This is a genomic window from Citrobacter sp. TBCP-5362 (assembly GCF_005406305.1).
GTDB lineage: Bacteria > Pseudomonadota > Gammaproteobacteria > Enterobacterales > Enterobacteriaceae > Citrobacter_B > Citrobacter_B koseri.
Genome location: NZ_CP040234.1, coordinates 1,893,975 through 1,910,829, shown reverse-complemented (window position 1 = coordinate 1,910,829; position 16,855 = coordinate 1,893,975). Strand labels below are relative to the sequence as shown.

General features: G+C 55.0%; 18 protein-coding genes. 8 read left to right on the top strand and 10 right to left on the bottom strand.

From position 1 onward, the window contains the following. Window positions 1–79 precede the first annotated feature (79 nt). Together mepM and znuA are read right to left on the bottom strand one after the other, a co-directional pair. A complete protein-coding gene (gene mepM, locus FD428_RS09225; protein WP_049008838.1) occupies window positions 80–1,399 on the bottom strand; it encodes a murein DD-endopeptidase MepM in 1,320 nt (439 codons plus the stop codon). A gap of 15 nt (window positions 1,400–1,414) precedes the next feature. Then, window positions 1,415–2,359, bottom strand: a complete 945-nt coding sequence (znuA, locus tag FD428_RS09220; RefSeq protein WP_060937470.1) for a zinc ABC transporter substrate-binding protein ZnuA — start codon at window positions 2,357–2,359, stop codon at window positions 1,415–1,417. Window positions 2,360–2,437: 78 nt separating this feature from the next. Between znuA and znuC the strand changes: the two genes are divergently transcribed. Both znuC and znuB read left to right on the top strand, forming a co-directional pair. After that, the gene (znuC, locus tag FD428_RS09215) at window positions 2,438–3,193 is read left to right on the top strand and encodes a zinc ABC transporter ATP-binding protein ZnuC (protein WP_012132002.1); all 756 of its coding nucleotides are present in this window, start codon (window positions 2,438–2,440) and stop codon (window positions 3,191–3,193) included. Then, complete coding sequence (znuB, locus tag FD428_RS09210) at window positions 3,190–3,975, top strand: zinc ABC transporter permease subunit ZnuB (RefSeq protein ID WP_012132001.1); 786 nt, start codon at window positions 3,190–3,192, stop codon at window positions 3,973–3,975. Before znuC ends, znuB begins: the two co-directional genes overlap by 4 nt. Window positions 3,976–4,061: 86 nt before the next feature. On the opposite strand, the gene ruvB is transcribed toward znuB, so the two are convergent. The 6 genes from ruvB to aspS form a co-directional block, all read right to left on the bottom strand. Then, complete coding sequence (gene ruvB / locus FD428_RS09200) at window positions 4,062–5,072, bottom strand: Holliday junction branch migration DNA helicase RuvB (protein WP_012131998.1); 1,011 nt, start codon at window positions 5,070–5,072, stop codon at window positions 4,062–4,064. Between the two features lie 8 nt (window positions 5,073–5,080). Next, complete coding sequence (gene ruvA / locus FD428_RS09195) at window positions 5,081–5,692, bottom strand: Holliday junction branch migration protein RuvA (protein ID WP_012131997.1); 612 nt, start codon at window positions 5,690–5,692, stop codon at window positions 5,081–5,083. Window positions 5,693–5,772: 80 nt separating this feature from the next. Then, window positions 5,773–6,294 carry a crossover junction endodeoxyribonuclease RuvC gene (gene ruvC / locus FD428_RS09190; protein WP_012131995.1) on the bottom strand — a complete coding sequence of 174 codons (522 nt, stop codon included), beginning with the start codon at window positions 6,292–6,294 and terminating at the stop codon, window positions 5,773–5,775. Window positions 6,295–6,331: 37 nt separating this feature from the next. Continuing rightward, window positions 6,332–7,072: a YebC/PmpR family DNA-binding transcriptional regulator gene (locus tag FD428_RS09185; protein WP_012131994.1), complete on the bottom strand. Its 741-nt coding sequence runs from the start codon at window positions 7,070–7,072 to the stop codon at window positions 6,332–6,334. A gap of 28 nt (window positions 7,073–7,100) precedes the next feature. Beyond that, window positions 7,101–7,544, bottom strand: coding sequence for a dihydroneopterin triphosphate diphosphatase (gene nudB / locus FD428_RS09180; protein WP_012131993.1), 444 nt, complete (start codon window positions 7,542–7,544; stop codon window positions 7,101–7,103). A 1-nt stretch (window position 7,545) separates the two neighbouring features. Next, window positions 7,546–9,318 carry an aspartate--tRNA ligase gene (aspS, locus tag FD428_RS09175; RefSeq protein ID WP_114847792.1) on the bottom strand — a complete coding sequence of 591 codons (1,773 nt, stop codon included), beginning with the start codon at window positions 9,316–9,318 and terminating at the stop codon, window positions 7,546–7,548. A 265-nt stretch (window positions 9,319–9,583) separates the two neighbouring features. Between aspS and FD428_RS09170 the strand changes: the two genes are divergently transcribed. Genes FD428_RS09170 through cmoB form a run of 5 tightly spaced genes read left to right on the top strand, consistent with a single transcriptional unit; the run spans window position 9,584 to window position 13,161 of the window. Continuing rightward, window positions 9,584–10,150, top strand: a complete 567-nt coding sequence (locus FD428_RS09170) for a hydrolase (protein ID WP_114847791.1) — start codon at window positions 9,584–9,586, stop codon at window positions 10,148–10,150. Continuing rightward, window positions 10,147–10,965 carry a DUF72 domain-containing protein gene (locus FD428_RS09165; RefSeq protein WP_114847790.1) on the top strand — a complete coding sequence of 273 codons (819 nt, stop codon included), beginning with the start codon at window positions 10,147–10,149 and terminating at the stop codon, window positions 10,963–10,965. Before FD428_RS09170 ends, FD428_RS09165 begins: the two co-directional genes overlap by 4 nt. Before the next feature lie 51 nt (window positions 10,966–11,016). Then, window positions 11,017–11,412 (top strand): MAPEG family protein, encoded by a 396-nt coding sequence (locus FD428_RS09160; protein ID WP_012131989.1) that lies wholly within the window; start codon window positions 11,017–11,019, stop codon window positions 11,410–11,412. A 40-nt stretch (window positions 11,413–11,452) separates the two neighbouring features. Beyond that, on the top strand, window positions 11,453–12,196 hold the full coding sequence (cmoA, locus tag FD428_RS09155; protein ID WP_049010371.1) for a carboxy-S-adenosyl-L-methionine synthase CmoA: 744 nt from the start codon (window positions 11,453–11,455) through the stop codon (window positions 12,194–12,196). Beyond that, window positions 12,193–13,161 (top strand): tRNA 5-methoxyuridine(34)/uridine 5-oxyacetic acid(34) synthase CmoB, encoded by a 969-nt coding sequence (gene cmoB / locus FD428_RS09150; protein ID WP_049010369.1) that lies wholly within the window; start codon window positions 12,193–12,195, stop codon window positions 13,159–13,161. The genes cmoA and cmoB overlap by 4 nt, the downstream gene beginning before the upstream one ends. A gap of 165 nt (window positions 13,162–13,326) precedes the next feature. Here cmoB and cutC read toward each other — a convergent pair whose 3' ends face one another. Next, window positions 13,327–14,073, bottom strand: a complete 747-nt coding sequence (gene cutC / locus FD428_RS09145; RefSeq protein ID WP_012131985.1) for a copper homeostasis protein CutC — start codon at window positions 14,071–14,073, stop codon at window positions 13,327–13,329. Window positions 14,074–14,106: 33 nt separating this feature from the next. Continuing rightward, entirely contained in the window at window positions 14,107–14,676 is a 570-nt protein-coding gene (locus FD428_RS09140) for a VOC family protein (RefSeq protein WP_071258724.1), read from the bottom strand. 238 nt (window positions 14,677–14,914) lie between these two features. Here FD428_RS09140 and argS point away from each other — a divergent pair, with 238 nt between their 5' ends. Next, on the top strand, window positions 14,915–16,648 hold the full coding sequence (gene argS, locus FD428_RS09135; RefSeq protein WP_114847789.1) for an arginine--tRNA ligase: 1,734 nt from the start codon (window positions 14,915–14,917) through the stop codon (window positions 16,646–16,648). Window positions 16,649–16,855 lie beyond the last annotated feature (207 nt).

Genomic DNA, 16,855 nt, shown 5'->3' with positions numbered 1-16,855 from the left:
ATAGTGTAGCGGCGCGCTGTGCGCCACACAAAATAAAAAAGCCGGTACGCATCGCGTACCGGCTCCATAAGCGTATTTATTAATCGAAGCGCAACTGCGGCAGGACTTCTTTAACCTGCGCCAGATAAGCACGGCGGTCAGAACCTGTCAGCCCTTCGGTACGCGGCAGTTTTGCCGTCAGCGGGTTAACAGCCTGCTGGTTAATCCAGACTTCATAGTGCAGATGCGGCCCGGTAGAGCGCCCGGTATTGCCTGACAGCGCGATACGATCGCCACGTTTCACTTTCTGCCCAGGTTTCACCAGCAGCTTACGCAGGTGCATATAACGCGTGGTGTAAGTACGGCCGTGACGGATAGCGACATAATAACCTGCCGCGCCGCTGCGTTTCGCTACCACGACCTCGCCGTCACCAACCGACAGCACGGGCGTACCTTGCGGCATCGCAAAATCGACGCCTTTATGCGGCGCAACGCGACCGGTCACCGGGTTCAGACGACGCGGATTAAAGTTTGACGAAATGCGGAACTGCTTCGCCGTCGGGAAGCGCAGGAATCCTTTCGCAAGCCCTGTGCCGTTTCGGTCATAGAACTTACCGTCTTCCGCGCGAATCGCGTAATAATCTTTTCCATCTGAACGCAGACGCACGCCCAGAAGCTGGCTCTGTTCACGCTTGCCATCCAGCATTTCACGCGACATCAACACAGAGAATTCATCGCCTTTTTTCAGCTTACGGAAGTCCATCTGCCACTGCATCGCTTTAATGACGGCGCTGACTTCTGCGCTGGTCAAACCGGCGTCTTTCGCACTGGCGACAAAGCTTCCGCCAACCGCGCCTTTCATCAGGCTATTGACCCAGTCGCCCTGCTGCATTTCGCTGCTCATTTTGAAACCCGTTCCGCTACGATCGTAGGTACGCGTTTCGCGGCGTGAGACTTCCCAGGTCAGGCGTTGCAAATCGCCGTCCGGCGTCAACGTCCAGGAGATCTGCTGGCCGATTTTCAGATTACGGAGTTCCTTATCCGCAGCGGCCAGTCGGCTGATATCGCCCATATCAATGCCATACTGATTCAAAATGCTGCTCAGCGTATCGCCGGTGGAGACAACATATTCATGCACGCCCACTTCGCCAGACGTTTTGTCGTCCAGCTCATCCTGTGGGATCGCTTCATCTTCCTGCGCCGCCTGATCAATCGGTTCGCTGGCTTCAGGCAGCAGCGAACGAATTTCACTCTTTTCCAGTTCGATGGTTTTGACGATGGGCGCAGAATCAGGGTGGTAAACGTAAGGCCGCCATACCGCGACGGCCAGTGTCAGAACAGTAAGCGACCCCAGCATAACGCGGTGGGGTCGGGGCAGATTATTAAATGCCAGGGCGACAGAGCGGGCTATCTGTTGCACGTATTCACTTCCTCATTAATCTCCTTTCAGGCAGCTCGCATACTGGTTGGCTAATTGATTCAGAAACGCTGAATAGCTTGTTTTACCCAGTTTAATGTTCGTTCCGAGGGGATCCAACGTTCCCATTCGAACGGATGTCCCTCTCGCAACGGCTTCAACGACCGCTGGCCTGAACTGTGGCTCAGCAAAAACGCAGGTTGCTTTTTGCTCAACCAACTGTGTTCTTATTTCATGTAAACGCTGCGCACCAGGTTGAATCTCAGGGTTCACGGTAAAGTGACCAAGCGGAGTTAGCCCATAATGTTTTTCGTAGTAGCCGTAGGCGTCATGAAAAACGAAGTACCCTTTCCCCTTGAGCGGTGCGAGCTCGTTACCTACCTGCTTATCGGTTGCGGCTAATTGTGCCTCAAAATCCTTCAGGTTGGCGTCAAGTTTGGCTCGACTTTGCGGCATAAGTTCCACTAATTTTTCATGGATTGCAACCGCTGAAGCCCGCGCTATCTCTGGGGAAAGCCAAAGATGCATGTTGTAATCACCATGATGGTGATGTGCGTCACCTTTTTCACCGTGCGCATGCCCGTGATCGTCATCGTCATCGTCGTCATCAGCGCCTTTCATGAGTAGCGGTTTCACGTCGGCGAGCTGCGCAATCGTTACCTGTTTTCCGTCAGGAATGTTCTTTACTGACTTTTCCATGAACGCTTCCATCTCAGGGCCGATCCAGACAACTAAGTCCGCGCCCTGTAAGCGTTTTACGTCAGACGGACGCAGTGAATAATCATGCTCAGACGCCCCATCCGGCAATAAAACCTGGGTGTCCGTGACGCCATCGGCAATGGCGGAAGCGATGAAACCTAAGGGCTTGAGAGAGGCGACAACGGCGGCATTTGCGGCCTGTGTTGCACCACCCCATAGCGCAGCGGATAATGCTGCGAAAAGAAGCGTATTTTTATGTAACATAATGCGACTAATCATCGTAATGAATGTGAGAAATGTGATATTATAACATTCTATGACTTCTGCAAGCCTAAAATTGACATGACGACTTTGGTTTCACTGGAAAATGTTTCGGTCTCTTTCGGTCAACGCCGCGTCCTTTCTGACGTGTCGCTTGAACTCAGACCAGGAAAAATTTTGACGCTTCTCGGCCCAAACGGTGCCGGGAAGTCTACGCTGGTACGCGTAGTATTAGGGCTGGTAGCGCCTGATGAAGGGCTGATCAAGCGCAACGGTCAGTTGCGTATTGGCTACGTCCCGCAAAAACTGTATCTCGACACCACGCTGCCGCTGACGGTAAGCCGCTTTTTACGCTTACGCCCCGGTACGCAAAAAACCGACATTCTTCCTGCCCTGAAACGCGTTCAGGCCGGGCACCTCATTGACGCCCCCATGCAAAAGCTGTCCGGCGGTGAAACCCAGCGTGTTTTGTTAGCCCGCGCGCTGCTGAATCAACCACAGCTGCTGGTGCTGGATGAGCCGACTCAGGGCGTGGATGTCAATGGTCAGGTCGCCCTGTACGATCTCATTGACCAGCTGCGGCGCGAGCTGGATTGCGCGGTGCTGATGGTCTCGCACGACCTGCACCTGGTGATGGCGAAAACGGATGAGGTGCTGTGTCTGAATCACCACATCTGTTGCTCCGGCACCCCTGAAATCGTTTCCATGCATCCTGAATTCATCTCTATGTTCGGGCCGCGCGGCGCAGAACAGTTGGGGATTTACCGTCATCATCATAATCATCGCCACGATTTACAAGGTCGTATCGTACTGCGCCGGGGAAATGGACACTCATGATTGAACTGTTATTGCCTGGCTGGTTAGCCGGGATCATGCTGGCCTGCGCCGCTGGCCCGCTGGGCTCGTTCGTGGTCTGGCGTCGGATGTCCTATTTTGGCGATACGCTGGCGCACGCCTCGCTGCTGGGGGTCGCTTTTGGGTTGCTGCTGGACATCAACCCGTTCTATGCGGTGATCGCCGTTACGCTGATGCTGGCAGCCGGTCTGGTGTGGCTGGAGAAACGCCCTCACCTCGCTATCGACACGCTTCTCGGCATTATGGCGCACAGTGCCCTGTCGTTAGGTCTTGTGGTCGTCAGCCTGATGTCCAACATTCGCGTGGACTTGATGGCTTATCTGTTTGGCGACCTGCTGGCCGTGACGCCGGAAGACCTGATTTTCATCGCCATCGGCGTGGTTATCGTGCTGGCGATCCTCTTCTGGCAGTGGCGTAATCTGCTGTCGATGACCATTAGCCCGGATCTGGCTTTTGTCGATGGCGTGAAGTTACAGCGCGTTAAGCTCCTGCTGATGCTGGTCACCGCATTGACTATCGGCGTGGCGATGAAGTTCGTTGGCGCGTTGATCATCACCTCATTGCTGATTATTCCTGCCGCCACGGCGCGTCGCTTTGCCCGCACCCCGGAGCAGATGGCGGGTGTCGCAGTAGGAATGGGTATGATAGCGGTTACAGGCGGTCTGACGTTTTCTGCGTTTTACGACACGCCGGCAGGCCCGTCAGTGGTGCTGTGTGCCGCGCTGCTGTTTATCTTCAGCATGATGAAAAAGCAGGCGAGCTAAGCGTGTGTTTCCCGGTGGCGCTACGCTTACCGGGCCTACGGCAGGCCGGATAAGGCGCAGCCGCCATCCGGCCTAACGCACATAAATTAAGGCATTTCCGGCGGCGTTATTCCAAAATGATTCCACGCCCGCACCGTCGCCATTCGCCCGCGCGGGGTTCGTTGCAAAAAGCCCTGCTGAATCAAATACGGTTCCAGTACGTCCTCAATCGTTTCACGCTCTTCGCCAATGGCTGCGGCCAGGTTATCGAGACCGACGGGGCCGCCAAAGAATTTATCGATTACGGCCAGCAGCAGCTTGCGGTCCATATAGTCAAACCCTTCCGCATCGACATTCAGCATATCCAGCGCCTGAGCGGCGATATCCGCAGAGATGGCGCCGTTATGTTTCACTTCGGCAAAATCACGTACGCGACGCAACAGGCGGTTGGCGATACGCGGCGTACCGCGAGCGCGGCGGGCAACCTCCAGCGCACCTTCATCGCTCATTTCCAGCCCCATAAACCGCGCGCTGCGCCCGACGATGTGTTGCAGGTCAGGCACCTGATAAAACTCCAGACGCTGAACAATACCGAAACGGTCACGCAGCGGCGACGTCAATGACCCGGCTCGCGTGGTGGCGCCAATCAGCGTAAAAGGCGGCAGATCGATTTTTATCGAACGCGCAGCAGGCCCTTCGCCAATCATGATGTCCAGCTGATAATCTTCCATCGCCGGATACAACACCTCTTCCACCACCGGTGATAAACGGTGGATCTCATCGATAAACAGCACATCATGAGGTTCAAGGTTGGTCAGCATCGCCGCCAGATCGCCCGCCTTTTCCAGCACCGGGCCAGACGTGGTGCGCAGGTTCACGCCCATTTCATTGGCGACAATGTTAGCCAGCGTCGTTTTCCCCAGCCCCGGCGGGCCAAAGATCAGCAGGTGATCGAGCGCGTCGCCGCGCAGCTTTGCCGCCTGGATAAAGATCTCCATTTGCGAACGCACCTGAGGCTGACCAATGTACTCTTCCAGCAACTTCGGGCGAATGGCGCGATCGGCAACCTCTTCCACCTGGGTTCCACCTGCTGAAATCAGGCGATCTGCTTCTATCATCCTTTACCTCATAACGCGGCGCGGAGTGCTTCGCGAATCAATGTTTCACTGCTGGCGTCAGGGCGGGCAATTTTGCTCACCATGCGGCTGGCTTCCTGTGGTTTATAGCCCAGCGCCACCAGCGCAGCAACCGCTTCTTGCTCCGCATCATCCGTTGCCGGACTTGCCGGAGAGGTCAGCACCAGGTCGGCGGCCGGCGTAAAGAGGTCACCGTGCAGGCCCTTGAAGCGATCTTTCATTTCAACGATCAGGCGTTCTGCGGTTTTCTTACCAATACCCGGCAGTTTCACCAACGCGGCGGGTTCCTCGCGCTCAACGGCATTAACAAACTGCTGAGCCGACATCCCGGAGAGGATCGCCAGCGCGAGTTTCGGCCCGACGCCGTTCGTTTTGATCAGTTCTTTAAACAGGGTTCGCTCCTGTTTATTGTTAAACCCGTACAGCAATTGCGCATCTTCACGCACCACAAAATGGGTGAATACGGTCGCTTCTTTTCCAGATTCCGGGAGCTCATAAAAACAGGTCATCGGCATATGGACTTCATAGCCTACGCCGCCCACCTCAAGTAATACCAGCGGGGGTTGTTTTTCCAGAATAATGCCTCTGAGTCTGCCTATCACATTGCGCTCCTGCGTTGGGGCCGAAAAAGTAAAGTGGTATCATAAAAAAAGGCTGGATAGATATCCAGCCTCATTTGTCATTATCGTAGCCGCCCACGCGCCAGATTGAGCCGCGAGTCACTCATTTGCATCGCGTTCTGGCTAACGTGGCAGTGGGTGATGGCGATAGCCAGCGCATCCGCCGCATCCGCCTGGGGATTTGCCGGGAGTTTCAGCAACGTGCGCACCATGTGCTGTACCTGGCTTTTCTCGGCGCTGCCGATCCCGACAACGGTTTGCTTCACCTGACGGGCGGCATACTCAAACACCGGAAGATCCTGGTTTACCGCCGCGACAATCGCCACGCCGCGCGCCTGACCCAGCTTAAGCGCGGAGTCCGCGTTCTTCGCCATAAACACCTGTTCAATCGCGAAATAGTCCGGCTGGAACTGGGTGATGATTTCCGTCACGCCCGCATAAATCAGCTTCAGACGAGACGGTAAATCATCCACTTTCGTGCGGATACATCCGCTGCCCAGGTAAGTCAGTTGCCTGCCCACCTGACGAATCACGCCATAACCCGTGACGCGTGAACCCGGGTCGATACCGAGAATAATAGACATCACGCGCCTCCGATTAGAACGGAATTAAACCACGTCATTATAACGTAGCCGCAACCTCATCAGAGATCTCACCGTTATGGTAAACTTCCTGCACGTCGTCGCAGTCTTCCAGCATATCGATCAGACGCATCAGTTTCGGCGCGGTTTCCGCATCCATATCCGCTTTGGTGGACGGGATCATGGACACTTCAGCGTTGTCCGCTTTCAGACCCGCAGCTTCCAGCGCGTCGCGCACTTTGCCCATCTCTTCCCATGCGGTGTAGACGTCAATCGCACCGTCATCAAAGGTCACAACGTCTTCCGCACCGGCTTCCAGCGCGGCTTCCATGATGGTGTCTTCGTCGCCCTGTTCGAAGGAGATCACCCCTTTTTTGCTGAACAGGTAAGCCACGGAACCGTCAGTACCCAAGTTGCCGCCGCATTTGCTGAAAGCGTGACGCACTTCCGCAACGGTACGGTTACGGTTGTCAGACAGGCACTCAACCATCACAGCCGTGCCGCCAGGACCGTAACCTTCATAGATGATGGTTTCCATGTTCGCATCATCATCGCCGCCGACGCCGCGCGCAATCGCACGATTCAGCGTATCGCGGGTCATGTTGTTCGACAGCGCTTTATCGACTGCCGCACGCAGACGCGGGTTAGCGTCCGGGTCGCCGCCGCCCAGTTTGGCCGCCGTCACCAGCTCACGAATGATTTTGGTGAAAATTTTACCGCGTTTAGCATCTTGCGCTGCTTTACGGTGTCTGGTGTTGGCCCATTTACTATGACCTGCCATAAATAATATCTCCAAAAAGCGCGCCTTCTCAGGCGACGTTAATTACAAACTCTTCAATCGCCTGCCGGTTACTCCACGACTTGGTTAACTGCGCGGCTTCGTCCGCATTAACCCAACGATAGGTCAGATGTTCGGTGAACACGATCTCTCGTTCAGAGGGAAGAGCCAGGCAAAACCAGGATTCAGTATTACGCTCAATTCCCGGCGCGTAGCGATGACGTAAATGTGAAAAAATCTCAAATTCCACCGTGCGCTGACAGTCAATTAAGGTCAGTTGCTCTGCTGCAACATCTATTGTGACCTCTTCCTTTACTTCGCGCATAGCGGCTTGCGACGCGGTTTCGCCCTCTTCCAGACTGCCGGTAACCGACTGCCAGAAATCAGGATCGTCGCGTCGCTGTAACATCAGCACTCTCCCGGTGTCCTTTGCATAAATCACGACTAACACCGAGACAGGCTGTTTGTATGCCATATCAGTTATTCTCGGCCTTCTTAACGACATCAATACCCAGCTCAGCCAGCGCTGCCGGGTTCGCGAAACTTGGCGCTTCGGTCATCAGACAGGCAGCGGCAGTCGTTTTCGGGAAGGCGATAACGTCACGGATATTGTCGGTGCCGGTCAGCAGCATAGTCAGACGGTCCAGACCAAACGCCAGACCCGCATGCGGCGGCGTACCGTATTTCAGCGCATCCAGCAGGAAGCCGAATTTCTCGCGCTGTTCCTGTTCATTAATACCCAGAATACCAAACACGGTCTGCTGCATGTCGCCACTGTGGATACGCACGGAACCACCACCGACTTCATAACCGTTGATCACCATATCGTAGGCGTTAGCAACCGCGTTTTCCGGCGCAGCTTTCAGCTCGGCGGCGGTCAGGTCTTTCGGTGAGGTGAACGGATGGTGCATCGCCGTCAGGCCGCCTTCGCCGTCATCTTCAAACATCGGGAAGTCGATAACCCACAGCGGCGCCCATTTGGCTTCGTCGGTCAGGTTCAGATCTTTACCCACTTTCAGACGCAGCGCGCCCAGCGCATCGGCAACCACTTTTTTGTTGTCGGCGCCGAAGAAAATCATATCGCCGTCTTGCGCAGCGGTACGATCCAGAATCGCTTCCACGATTTCCGCGTTAAGGAACTTCGCCACCGGGCTGTTGATGCCTTCCAGACCTTTCGCGCGTTCGGTGACTTTAATATAAGCCAGCCCTTTCGCGCCGTAGATCTTAATGAAATTGCCGTAGTCGTCGATCTGCTTACGGCTTAAGCTTGCGCCACCCGGCACGCGCAGGGCCGCTACGCGACCTTTCGGATCGTTAGCCGGGCCGGCAAAGACGGCGAATTCTACAGATTTCAGCAGGTCGGCAACGTCCACCAGCTCCATCGGGTTACGCAGGTCCGGTTTATCGGAACCGTAACGGCGCTCGGCTTCGGCGAAGGTCATGATCGGGAAGTCGCCCAGATCCACGCCTTTCACTTCCTGCCACAGATGGCGTACCAGCGCTTCCATCACTTCACGCACCTGCGGCGCGGTCATGAAGGAGGTCTCGACGTCGATCTGGGTAAATTCAGGCTGACGGTCAGCACGTAAATCTTCATCACGGAAGCATTTTACGATCTGATAGTAACGGTCAAAACCGGACATCATCAGCAGCTGTTTGAACAACTGCGGAGACTGCGGCAGCGCGTAGAATTTACCTTTATGGACGCGCGAAGGCACCAGGTAGTCACGCGCGCCTTCCGGCGTCGCTTTGGTCAACATCGGGGTTTCGATGTCGAGGAAGCCGTGGTCGTCCATAAAACGACGCACCAGGCTGGTGATTTTGGCACGGGTTTTCAGGCGTTGAGCCATTTCCGGGCGACGCAGATCCAGATAACGGTATTTCAGACGCGCTTCTTCGGTATTGACGTGATTAGAGTCAAGCGGCAGAGAATCTGCACGGTTGATGATCGTCAAATCGGACGCCAGCACTTCGATTTCGCCCGTCGCCATGTCGGCGTTGACGTTTTTCTCGTCACGCGCACGCACGGTGCCGGTCACCTGGATACAGAACTCATTACGCAGTTCAGAAGCCAGCTTTAACGCATCCGCACGATCCGGATCAAAGAAGACCTGTACGATACCTTCGCGGTCGCGCATATCGATAAAGATCAGGCTACCAAGATCACGACGACGGTTGACCCAACCACACAGAGTCACCTGCTGCCCCACGTGGGACAGATGTAGCTGTCCGCAATATTCTGTACGCATGAGATATCCCTTAACTTAGCCGCTGGCGGATTGTTGCCTGCTTTACAGGCGACGTTGTCGCAGCTTTAGCTGAATGTCACAACTGAATGAAAAAAGGCGGCTATTATACTGGAAATTCTGCCGCACGATAAGTCCGATACTGACTGTACGCGTGTTTGCTACGCGGTTATTGCGTATTCTCACAAAAATTAACAATATTTGTCGTCACTTTCCTTCGGGAACGCGCTTAAGGTGTAGCGGAATCATCTATTTTACAGGAGTCATCATGCTGGAACTGAACGCCGCAACCACTGCCCTGGTCGTTATTGATTTACAGGAAGGGATCTTACCTTTCGCTGGCGGCCCCCATGCGGCAAGCGATGTTGTCGCCCGCGCAGCGAAACTGGCCGCAAAATTTAGGGCAAACGGCTCGCCGGTGGTGATGGTTCGCGTCGGCTGGTCCGACGATTATGCCGACGCGTTAAAGCAACCCGTCGATGCCCGGACGCCAGCCAACGCGCTGCCGGAAAACTGGTGGCGTTATCCGGCGGCGCTCGGTAAAGGCGACAGTGACCTGGAAGTCACCAAGCGTCAATGGGGCGCGTTCTATGGCACCGATCTTGAGTTACAATTACGCCGCCGGGGAGTCGACACCATCGTGCTGTGCGGCATCTCCACCAATATCGGCGTAGAATCCACCGCGCGTAACGCCTGGGAGCTGGGTTTTGGTCTGGTGATCGCCGAAGATGCCTGTAGCGCCGCCAGCACGGAACAGCATCAAAGCAGCATGACACATATTTTTCCGCGTATCGCCAGAGTGCGCAGCGTGGAGGAGATCCTTAACGCGTTATGATCTACATCGGATTACCGCAATGGTCGCATCCTAAATGGGTGCGTCTGGGTATCACCAGTCTTGAAGAGTATGCCCGCCACTTTAACTGTGTGGAGGGCAACACCACCCTGTATGCGCTGCCGAAAGCAGAAATTGTCGAACGCTGGCATGCGCAAACAACGGATGATTTTCGCTTCTGCTTTAAGTTCCCCGCAACGATTTCGCATCAGGCCGCGCTGCGTAACTGCGACGATCTTGTGCAGGAATTTTTTACCCGCATGTCGCCGCTGGAGGCAAGAATTGGTCAGTACTGGCTGCAACTTCCCGCGACGTTTTCACCGCGCGACCTCCCTGCGCTCTGGCGCTTTCTTGACGCGTTGCCAAAGGCATTCACCTATGGCGTCGAAGTGCGCCATCCCGTGTTTTTCGCCAAAGGCGAGGAAGAACAACAGCTCAATCGCGGCCTGGTTGAACGCGGGGTGAATCGGGTGATCCTCGACAGCCGCCCGGTACACGCCGCGCATCCTCATAACCAGGCCATTCGCGAAGCGCAACGCAAAAAACCTAAAGTGCCGGTCCATGCCATCGTGACTGCGAAGCATCCGTTGATCAGGTTCATCGGCAGCGACAATATGGTGCAAAATCAGACATTTTTTGCCGACTGGCTGGCGAAACTCCCGCGGTGGGAAACGACCTCTACGCCGTATCTTTTTCTACACACGCCAGATATCGCGCAGGCTCCCGAGTTAGTGAATACATTATGGGAAGATTTACGCGCAGCCTTGCCCGGCATTGGAACCGCACCGTCTATTCCACAGCAATCTTCTCTTTTCTGAAATTGCCACCTATCATAGACAGTGCCATCAGGCATTTTAAAGGGAGTTTGTATGGTAAGCGCGCTATATACCGTATTAGGTGCGTTGTTGTTGATGAAGTTCTCTTTTGATGTTGTCCGACTACGGATGCTGTATCGCGTTGCCTACGGTGACGGCGGTTTTAGCGAACTGCAAAGCGCCATCCGCATTCACGGTAATGCGGTGGAATATATTCCTATCGCTGTCGCGCTGCTGCTGTTTATGGAAATGAACGGCGCCGAAACATGGATGGTGCATATCTGCGGGATTATTTTAATCGCTGGTCGGCTGATGCATTATTACGGTTTCCACCACCGTCTGTTTCGCTGGCGGCGTTCCGGGATGAGTGCGACCTGGTGCGCCTTGTTGCTGATGGTGCTGGCGAATCTTTGGTATATGCCCTGGGAGTTGGTTTTCTCCTTGCATTAGCGCACAATACGCCACTTTATTTTTCCCGGATTTTTACGTTATGTCTCACCGCGACACGCTTTTTTCTGCGCCTATCGCCAGTCTGGGCGACTGGACCTTTGATGAACGGGTAGCTGAAGTCTTCCCGGATATGATCCAGCGCTCTGTTCCCGGCTATTCCAATATCATCTCCATGATTGGCATGCTGGCCGAACGCTTCGTACAACCCAATACGCAGGTCTACGATTTAGGCTGTTCACTGGGCGCTGCGACGCTCTCGGTGCGTCGTAATATTCATCATGCCAACTGTAAAATCATCGCCGTCGACAACTCCCCGGCGATGATTGAACGCTGCCGCCGTCATATCGACGCTTACAAAGCCCCGACCCCGGTTGAGATTGTGGAAGGCGATATTCGCGACATCAGCATCGAGAACGCCTCAATGGTGGTGCTGAATTTTACCCTGCAATTCCTTGAGCCGCTTGAGCGCCAGGCCTTGCTGGATAAGATTTATCAGGGTCTGAATCCGGGCGGCGCGCTGGTGCTGTCGGAAAAGTTCAGCTTTGAAGACACAACGGTTGGCGAATTGCTGTTCAATATGCACCATGACTTTAAACGCGCCAACGGCTACAGCGAACTGGAGATCAGCCAGAAGCGCAGTATGCTGGAAAACGTCATGCTGACCGACTCGGTTGAAACCCACAAAGCGCGTCTGCATCAGGCTGGTTTCGAGCATAGCGAACTGTGGTTCCAGTGCTTCAACTTTGGTTCGCTGGTGGCGCTGAAGTCCGGGGTGCCCGCATGATCGAGTTCGGTAACTTTTATCAGCTGATTGCCAAAAGCCCGCTTTCTCACTGGCTGGAAACCCTGCCTGCGCAAATCGCGACCTGGCAGCGCGATCAGCATGGTCTGTTTAAGCAGTGGTCGAACGCGGTGGAGTTCCTGCCGGAATTAACGCCGTACCGTCTGGATTTATTGCACAGCGTCACTGCCGAAAGCGAAACGCCGTTGAGCGAAGGCCAGCTTAAGCGTATCGACACCCTGCTGCGAAACCTGATGCCGTGGCGTAAAGGCCCGTTCTCTCTGTATGGCATCAATATTGATACCGAATGGCGTTCCGACTGGAAATGGGATCGCGTTTTGCCGCACCTGTCCGATCTGACCGGCCGCACCATTCTGGATGTCGGCTGCGGCAGCGGATATCACATGTGGCGCATGATTGGCGCGGGCGCGCATCTTGCCGTGGGAATCGACCCGACGCAGTTGTTCCTGTGTCAGTTTGAAGCGGTACGAAAATTGTTGGGCAACGACCAGCGCGCGCATCTGTTGCCGCTGGGCATCGAGCAGCTTCCGGCGCTGAATGCGTTTGATACCGTCTTTTCAATGGGCGTGCTTTACCACCGTCGTTCTCCGCTGGAACATCTCTGGCAACTGAAAGATCAACTGGTGAAAGACGGCGAACTGGTGCTGGAAACCCTGGTGGTGGAAGGCGATGAAAACACCGTGCTGGTGCCAGGCGACCGCTATGCGCAGATGCGCAACGTCTACTTTATCCCTTCCGCGCTGGCGCTGAAAAACTGGCTGGAGAAATGTGGTTTTGTCGATGTGCGGATTGCCGATGTCTGCGTGACCTCCACCGAGGAGCAGCGTCGCACCGGATGGATGGTCACCGAGTCGCTGGCTGATTTCCTCGATCCGAATGACCACAGTAAAACCGTCGAAGGTTACCCTGCCCCGCTGCGCGCGGTGCTGATTGCACGCAAGCCGTAATTGATTGCCCGGTGGCACTACGCTTACCGGGCCTACAAATCCCGTAGGCCTGATAAGGCACAGCCGCCATCAGGCATAAAAAGCGCAAAAAAAGGCCCCTGTTGAAATGGCAGGGGCCTGGTACGAGCAAGCATCATATTGGGCGACATGATGCAACGGTAAAAATCAATTGGCCTGATGGCGCACAATGACTCCTTTCATTTCAGCAACCGCCGCCCCGTCTACCGCATAGCGCGAATACTCGTCCGCTTGTGCGTCAGTTGACATGGACAATCCATGATTGCGATAACGCATTGGTGAGGCTTGCCACGCTCCTGCGGAGCTGTGCACTTCCTGCACCCCGGCATCAAGGAAACGTTGCAGATTCTCTGAACGTACCCCTGCTCCGGCCATAATGATTGGAGCATCGCCCTGCGCAATAAGTTCCATAATTATTGGCAAACCGTGCACCGCATCTGATTTTTGCCCTGAAGTGAGCACTCTGGCGACACCCAAATCCGCGAGATTCTTCAGTGCATTGAATGGATTAGCGCACATATCAAACGCGCGATGAAAAGTGACGGCCAGCGGCCCGGCGGCGGCCATTATTTTCTCCATTCGCGCGAGATCCACATTGCCATCGACATCCAGCACGCCAGTAACCAGACCTGGAAATCCCAGTTCTCTGACGGTACGCACATCCTCAAGCATTGCGGCAAATTCACCATCGGTATAACAGAAGTCGCCGCCGCGAGGACGAATAATGGGATGCACCGCAATCGCAACATGCTGGCGAACCGTGCGCAGCACGCCCAACGACGGCGTCAGTCCCCCCTCTTTTGGCGCCGCGCACAATTCAATGCGATCCGCGCCATTTTGCTGCGCGGTGAGCGCACATTCCATGCTGTAACAACAGATCTCCAGTAACGCCATGTTCACTCCTTTTTAGCGTTTTCGCGCGTCACGTCAGTCGGCTGACTGTTCGCTTGCCACAATGGCCTCAATTGACCAGGGATGAAATTTAATGGTCACCTTGCCGTCGGTCACGGCCAGCGTCGGATTCGGCAGACGCTCGCGCGCCCCTTTCGGCGAACTGGTTTTCACGACAATGCCCGGCTGGCTCAGCCCCTCGTCGGACAACAGCGCCAGCGCCCGCGCGTTCAGGCTCTCCGGCTCGCCAGGGAGGACAATTTCGATATGTTCCCAGCCTTCATGCGGGTAGCGTTTTTCACCCGGCCACGGCAATTCAACAATCGAAAACCGCCAGTGTTCGACGCAAACAGGCTCATGTAATTTGAACAGGCAGATCGGCCTGCCGTTGATGATATTTTCCGACAGCAGCGCGCCGCACTGTTCAAATCCGCGACGCCAGCGCTCAGCGGTCGCATTCTGGTGGCAGCGCAAAGAAATGTGATCGGCTTCAAGCGGTGCGAAATCCAGACCGAGGCGAGTGGAAAGTTCTCTGAACGCCAGAGTGAATCGCGGTAAATCTGCGGAAATATCATGCAGTTCGTCAATAGTCTGCCAGTTCGCCATAATCAAAACTCTTATCGGTGTACAAAGTCGCTAATTTACTCTGTTGTGCATCGCCAACCAACCGCTGATTTCTTTGAATATAAAATGAATGCTTATGCATAATTTTATTGCGCATATTTCCAGCGATACGGCGCGCGCGCAATGCTGACGCCAACGGGCATTTGCAGTATACTCCCGCCCTAAATTCTTAAACTGGCGCGGACTCAGTTAATCCGCGTCTTACACGTAAGGTATTCCGGTGAATATTCAGGCTCTTCTCTCAGAAAAAGTTAGTCAGGCCATGATTGCAGCAGGCGCGCCTGCAAATTGCGAACCGCAGGTTCGTCAGTCAGCAAAAGTACAGTTCGGCGACTATCAGGCCAACGGCATGATGGCAGTTGCTAAAAAACTGGGTATGGCGCCGCGACAACTTGCAGAGCAGGTGCTGACTCATCTGGATCTCAGCGGCATCGCCAGCAAGGTTGAAATCGCAGGTCCTGGCTTTATCAATATTTTCCTCGACCCGGCATTTCTTGCAGAACATGTTCAACAGGCGCTGGCTTCTGAGCGTCTGGGCGTGGCTAAGCCTGCGAAACAGACCGTGGTTATCGACTACTCCGCGCCTAACGTCGCGAAAGAGATGCATGTCGGCCACCTGCGCTCCACCATCATCGGCGATGCCGCCGTGCGCACGCTGGAGTTCCTCGGCCATCACGTTATCCGCGCTAACCACGTCGGCGACTGGGGAACACAGTTCGGTATGCTTATCGCCTGGCTGGAAAAACAGCAGCAGGAAAACGCAGGTGAAATGGCGCTGGCCGACCTCGAAGGTTTCTACCGTGATGCGAAAAAACATTACGATGAAGACGAAGCGTTCGCCGAGCGCGCACGTAACTACGTGGTGAAACTACAGGGCGGCGACCCGTACTTCCTCGACATGTGGCGCAAGCTGGTTGACATCACCATGACGCAGAACCAGATCACCTACAACCGACTGAACGTTACGTTAACCCGTGACGATGTGATGGGTGAAAGCCTGTATAACCCGATGCTGCCTGGCATCGTCGCCGACCTGAAAGCTCAGGGGCTGGCGGTTGAAAGCGAAGGCGCAACCGTTGTTTTCCTTGATGAATATAAAAACAAGGAAGGCGAACCGATGGGCGTGATCATTCAGAAGAAAGATGGCGGCTATCTCTACACCACCACCGACATCGCCTGCGCGAAATACCGCTATGAAACGCTGCATGCGGATCGCGTGCTGTACTACATCGACTCCCGCCAGCATCAGCACCTGATGCAGGCATGGACCATCGTACGCAAAGCCGGTTACGTGCCGGATTCCGTGCCGCTGGAACACCATATGTTCGGCATGATGCTCGGTAAAGACGGCAAGCCGTTCAAAACCCGCGCGGGCGGTACGGTGAAGCTGGCCGATCTGCTGGATGAAGCGCTGGAACGCGCACGCCGTCTGGTGGCCGAGAAGAACCCGGATATGCCTGCCGACGAGTTGGAAAAACTGGCTAACGCGGTTGGTATCGGCGCGGTGAAATATGCGGATCTCTCCAAAAACCGCACTACTGACTACATCTTCGACTGGGACAACATGCTGGCGTTCGAAGGCAACACCGCGCCATATATGCAGTATGCCTATACCCGCGTGCTGTCCGTGTTCCGTAAAGCGGAGATTGACGAGAGCGCCCTGTCCAGCGCGCCGGTCGTTATCCGTGAAGATCGCGAAGCCCAGCTGGCTGCGCGCCTGTTGCAGTTCGAAGAAACGCTGACCGTGGTCGCGCGTGAAGGTACGCCGCATGTGATGTGCGCCTACCTGTATGACGTTGCCGGTTTGTTCTCTGGCTTCTACGAGCACTGCCCGATCCTCAGCGCGGAAAACGAAGAGGTTCGTAACAGCCGTCTGAAACTGGCGCAACTGACCGCGAAAACGCTGAAACTGGGTCTGGATACGCTGGGTATTGAGACCGTAGAACGGATGTAATCACATCGGGTGATGTGAAAACCCGCGCTATGTCGCGGGTTTTTTATTTTCCCGAATAACCGCCCTCGTAGGCCTGATAAGCGAAGCGCCATCAGGCGGTAAGGCGCACCTTGCCGGATGGCGGCGTAAACGCCTTATCCAGCCTACGAGAAACGGCTACGTTAACTGTAATTTGTAACGACTCACAAGGAATGACACATTTCCGTA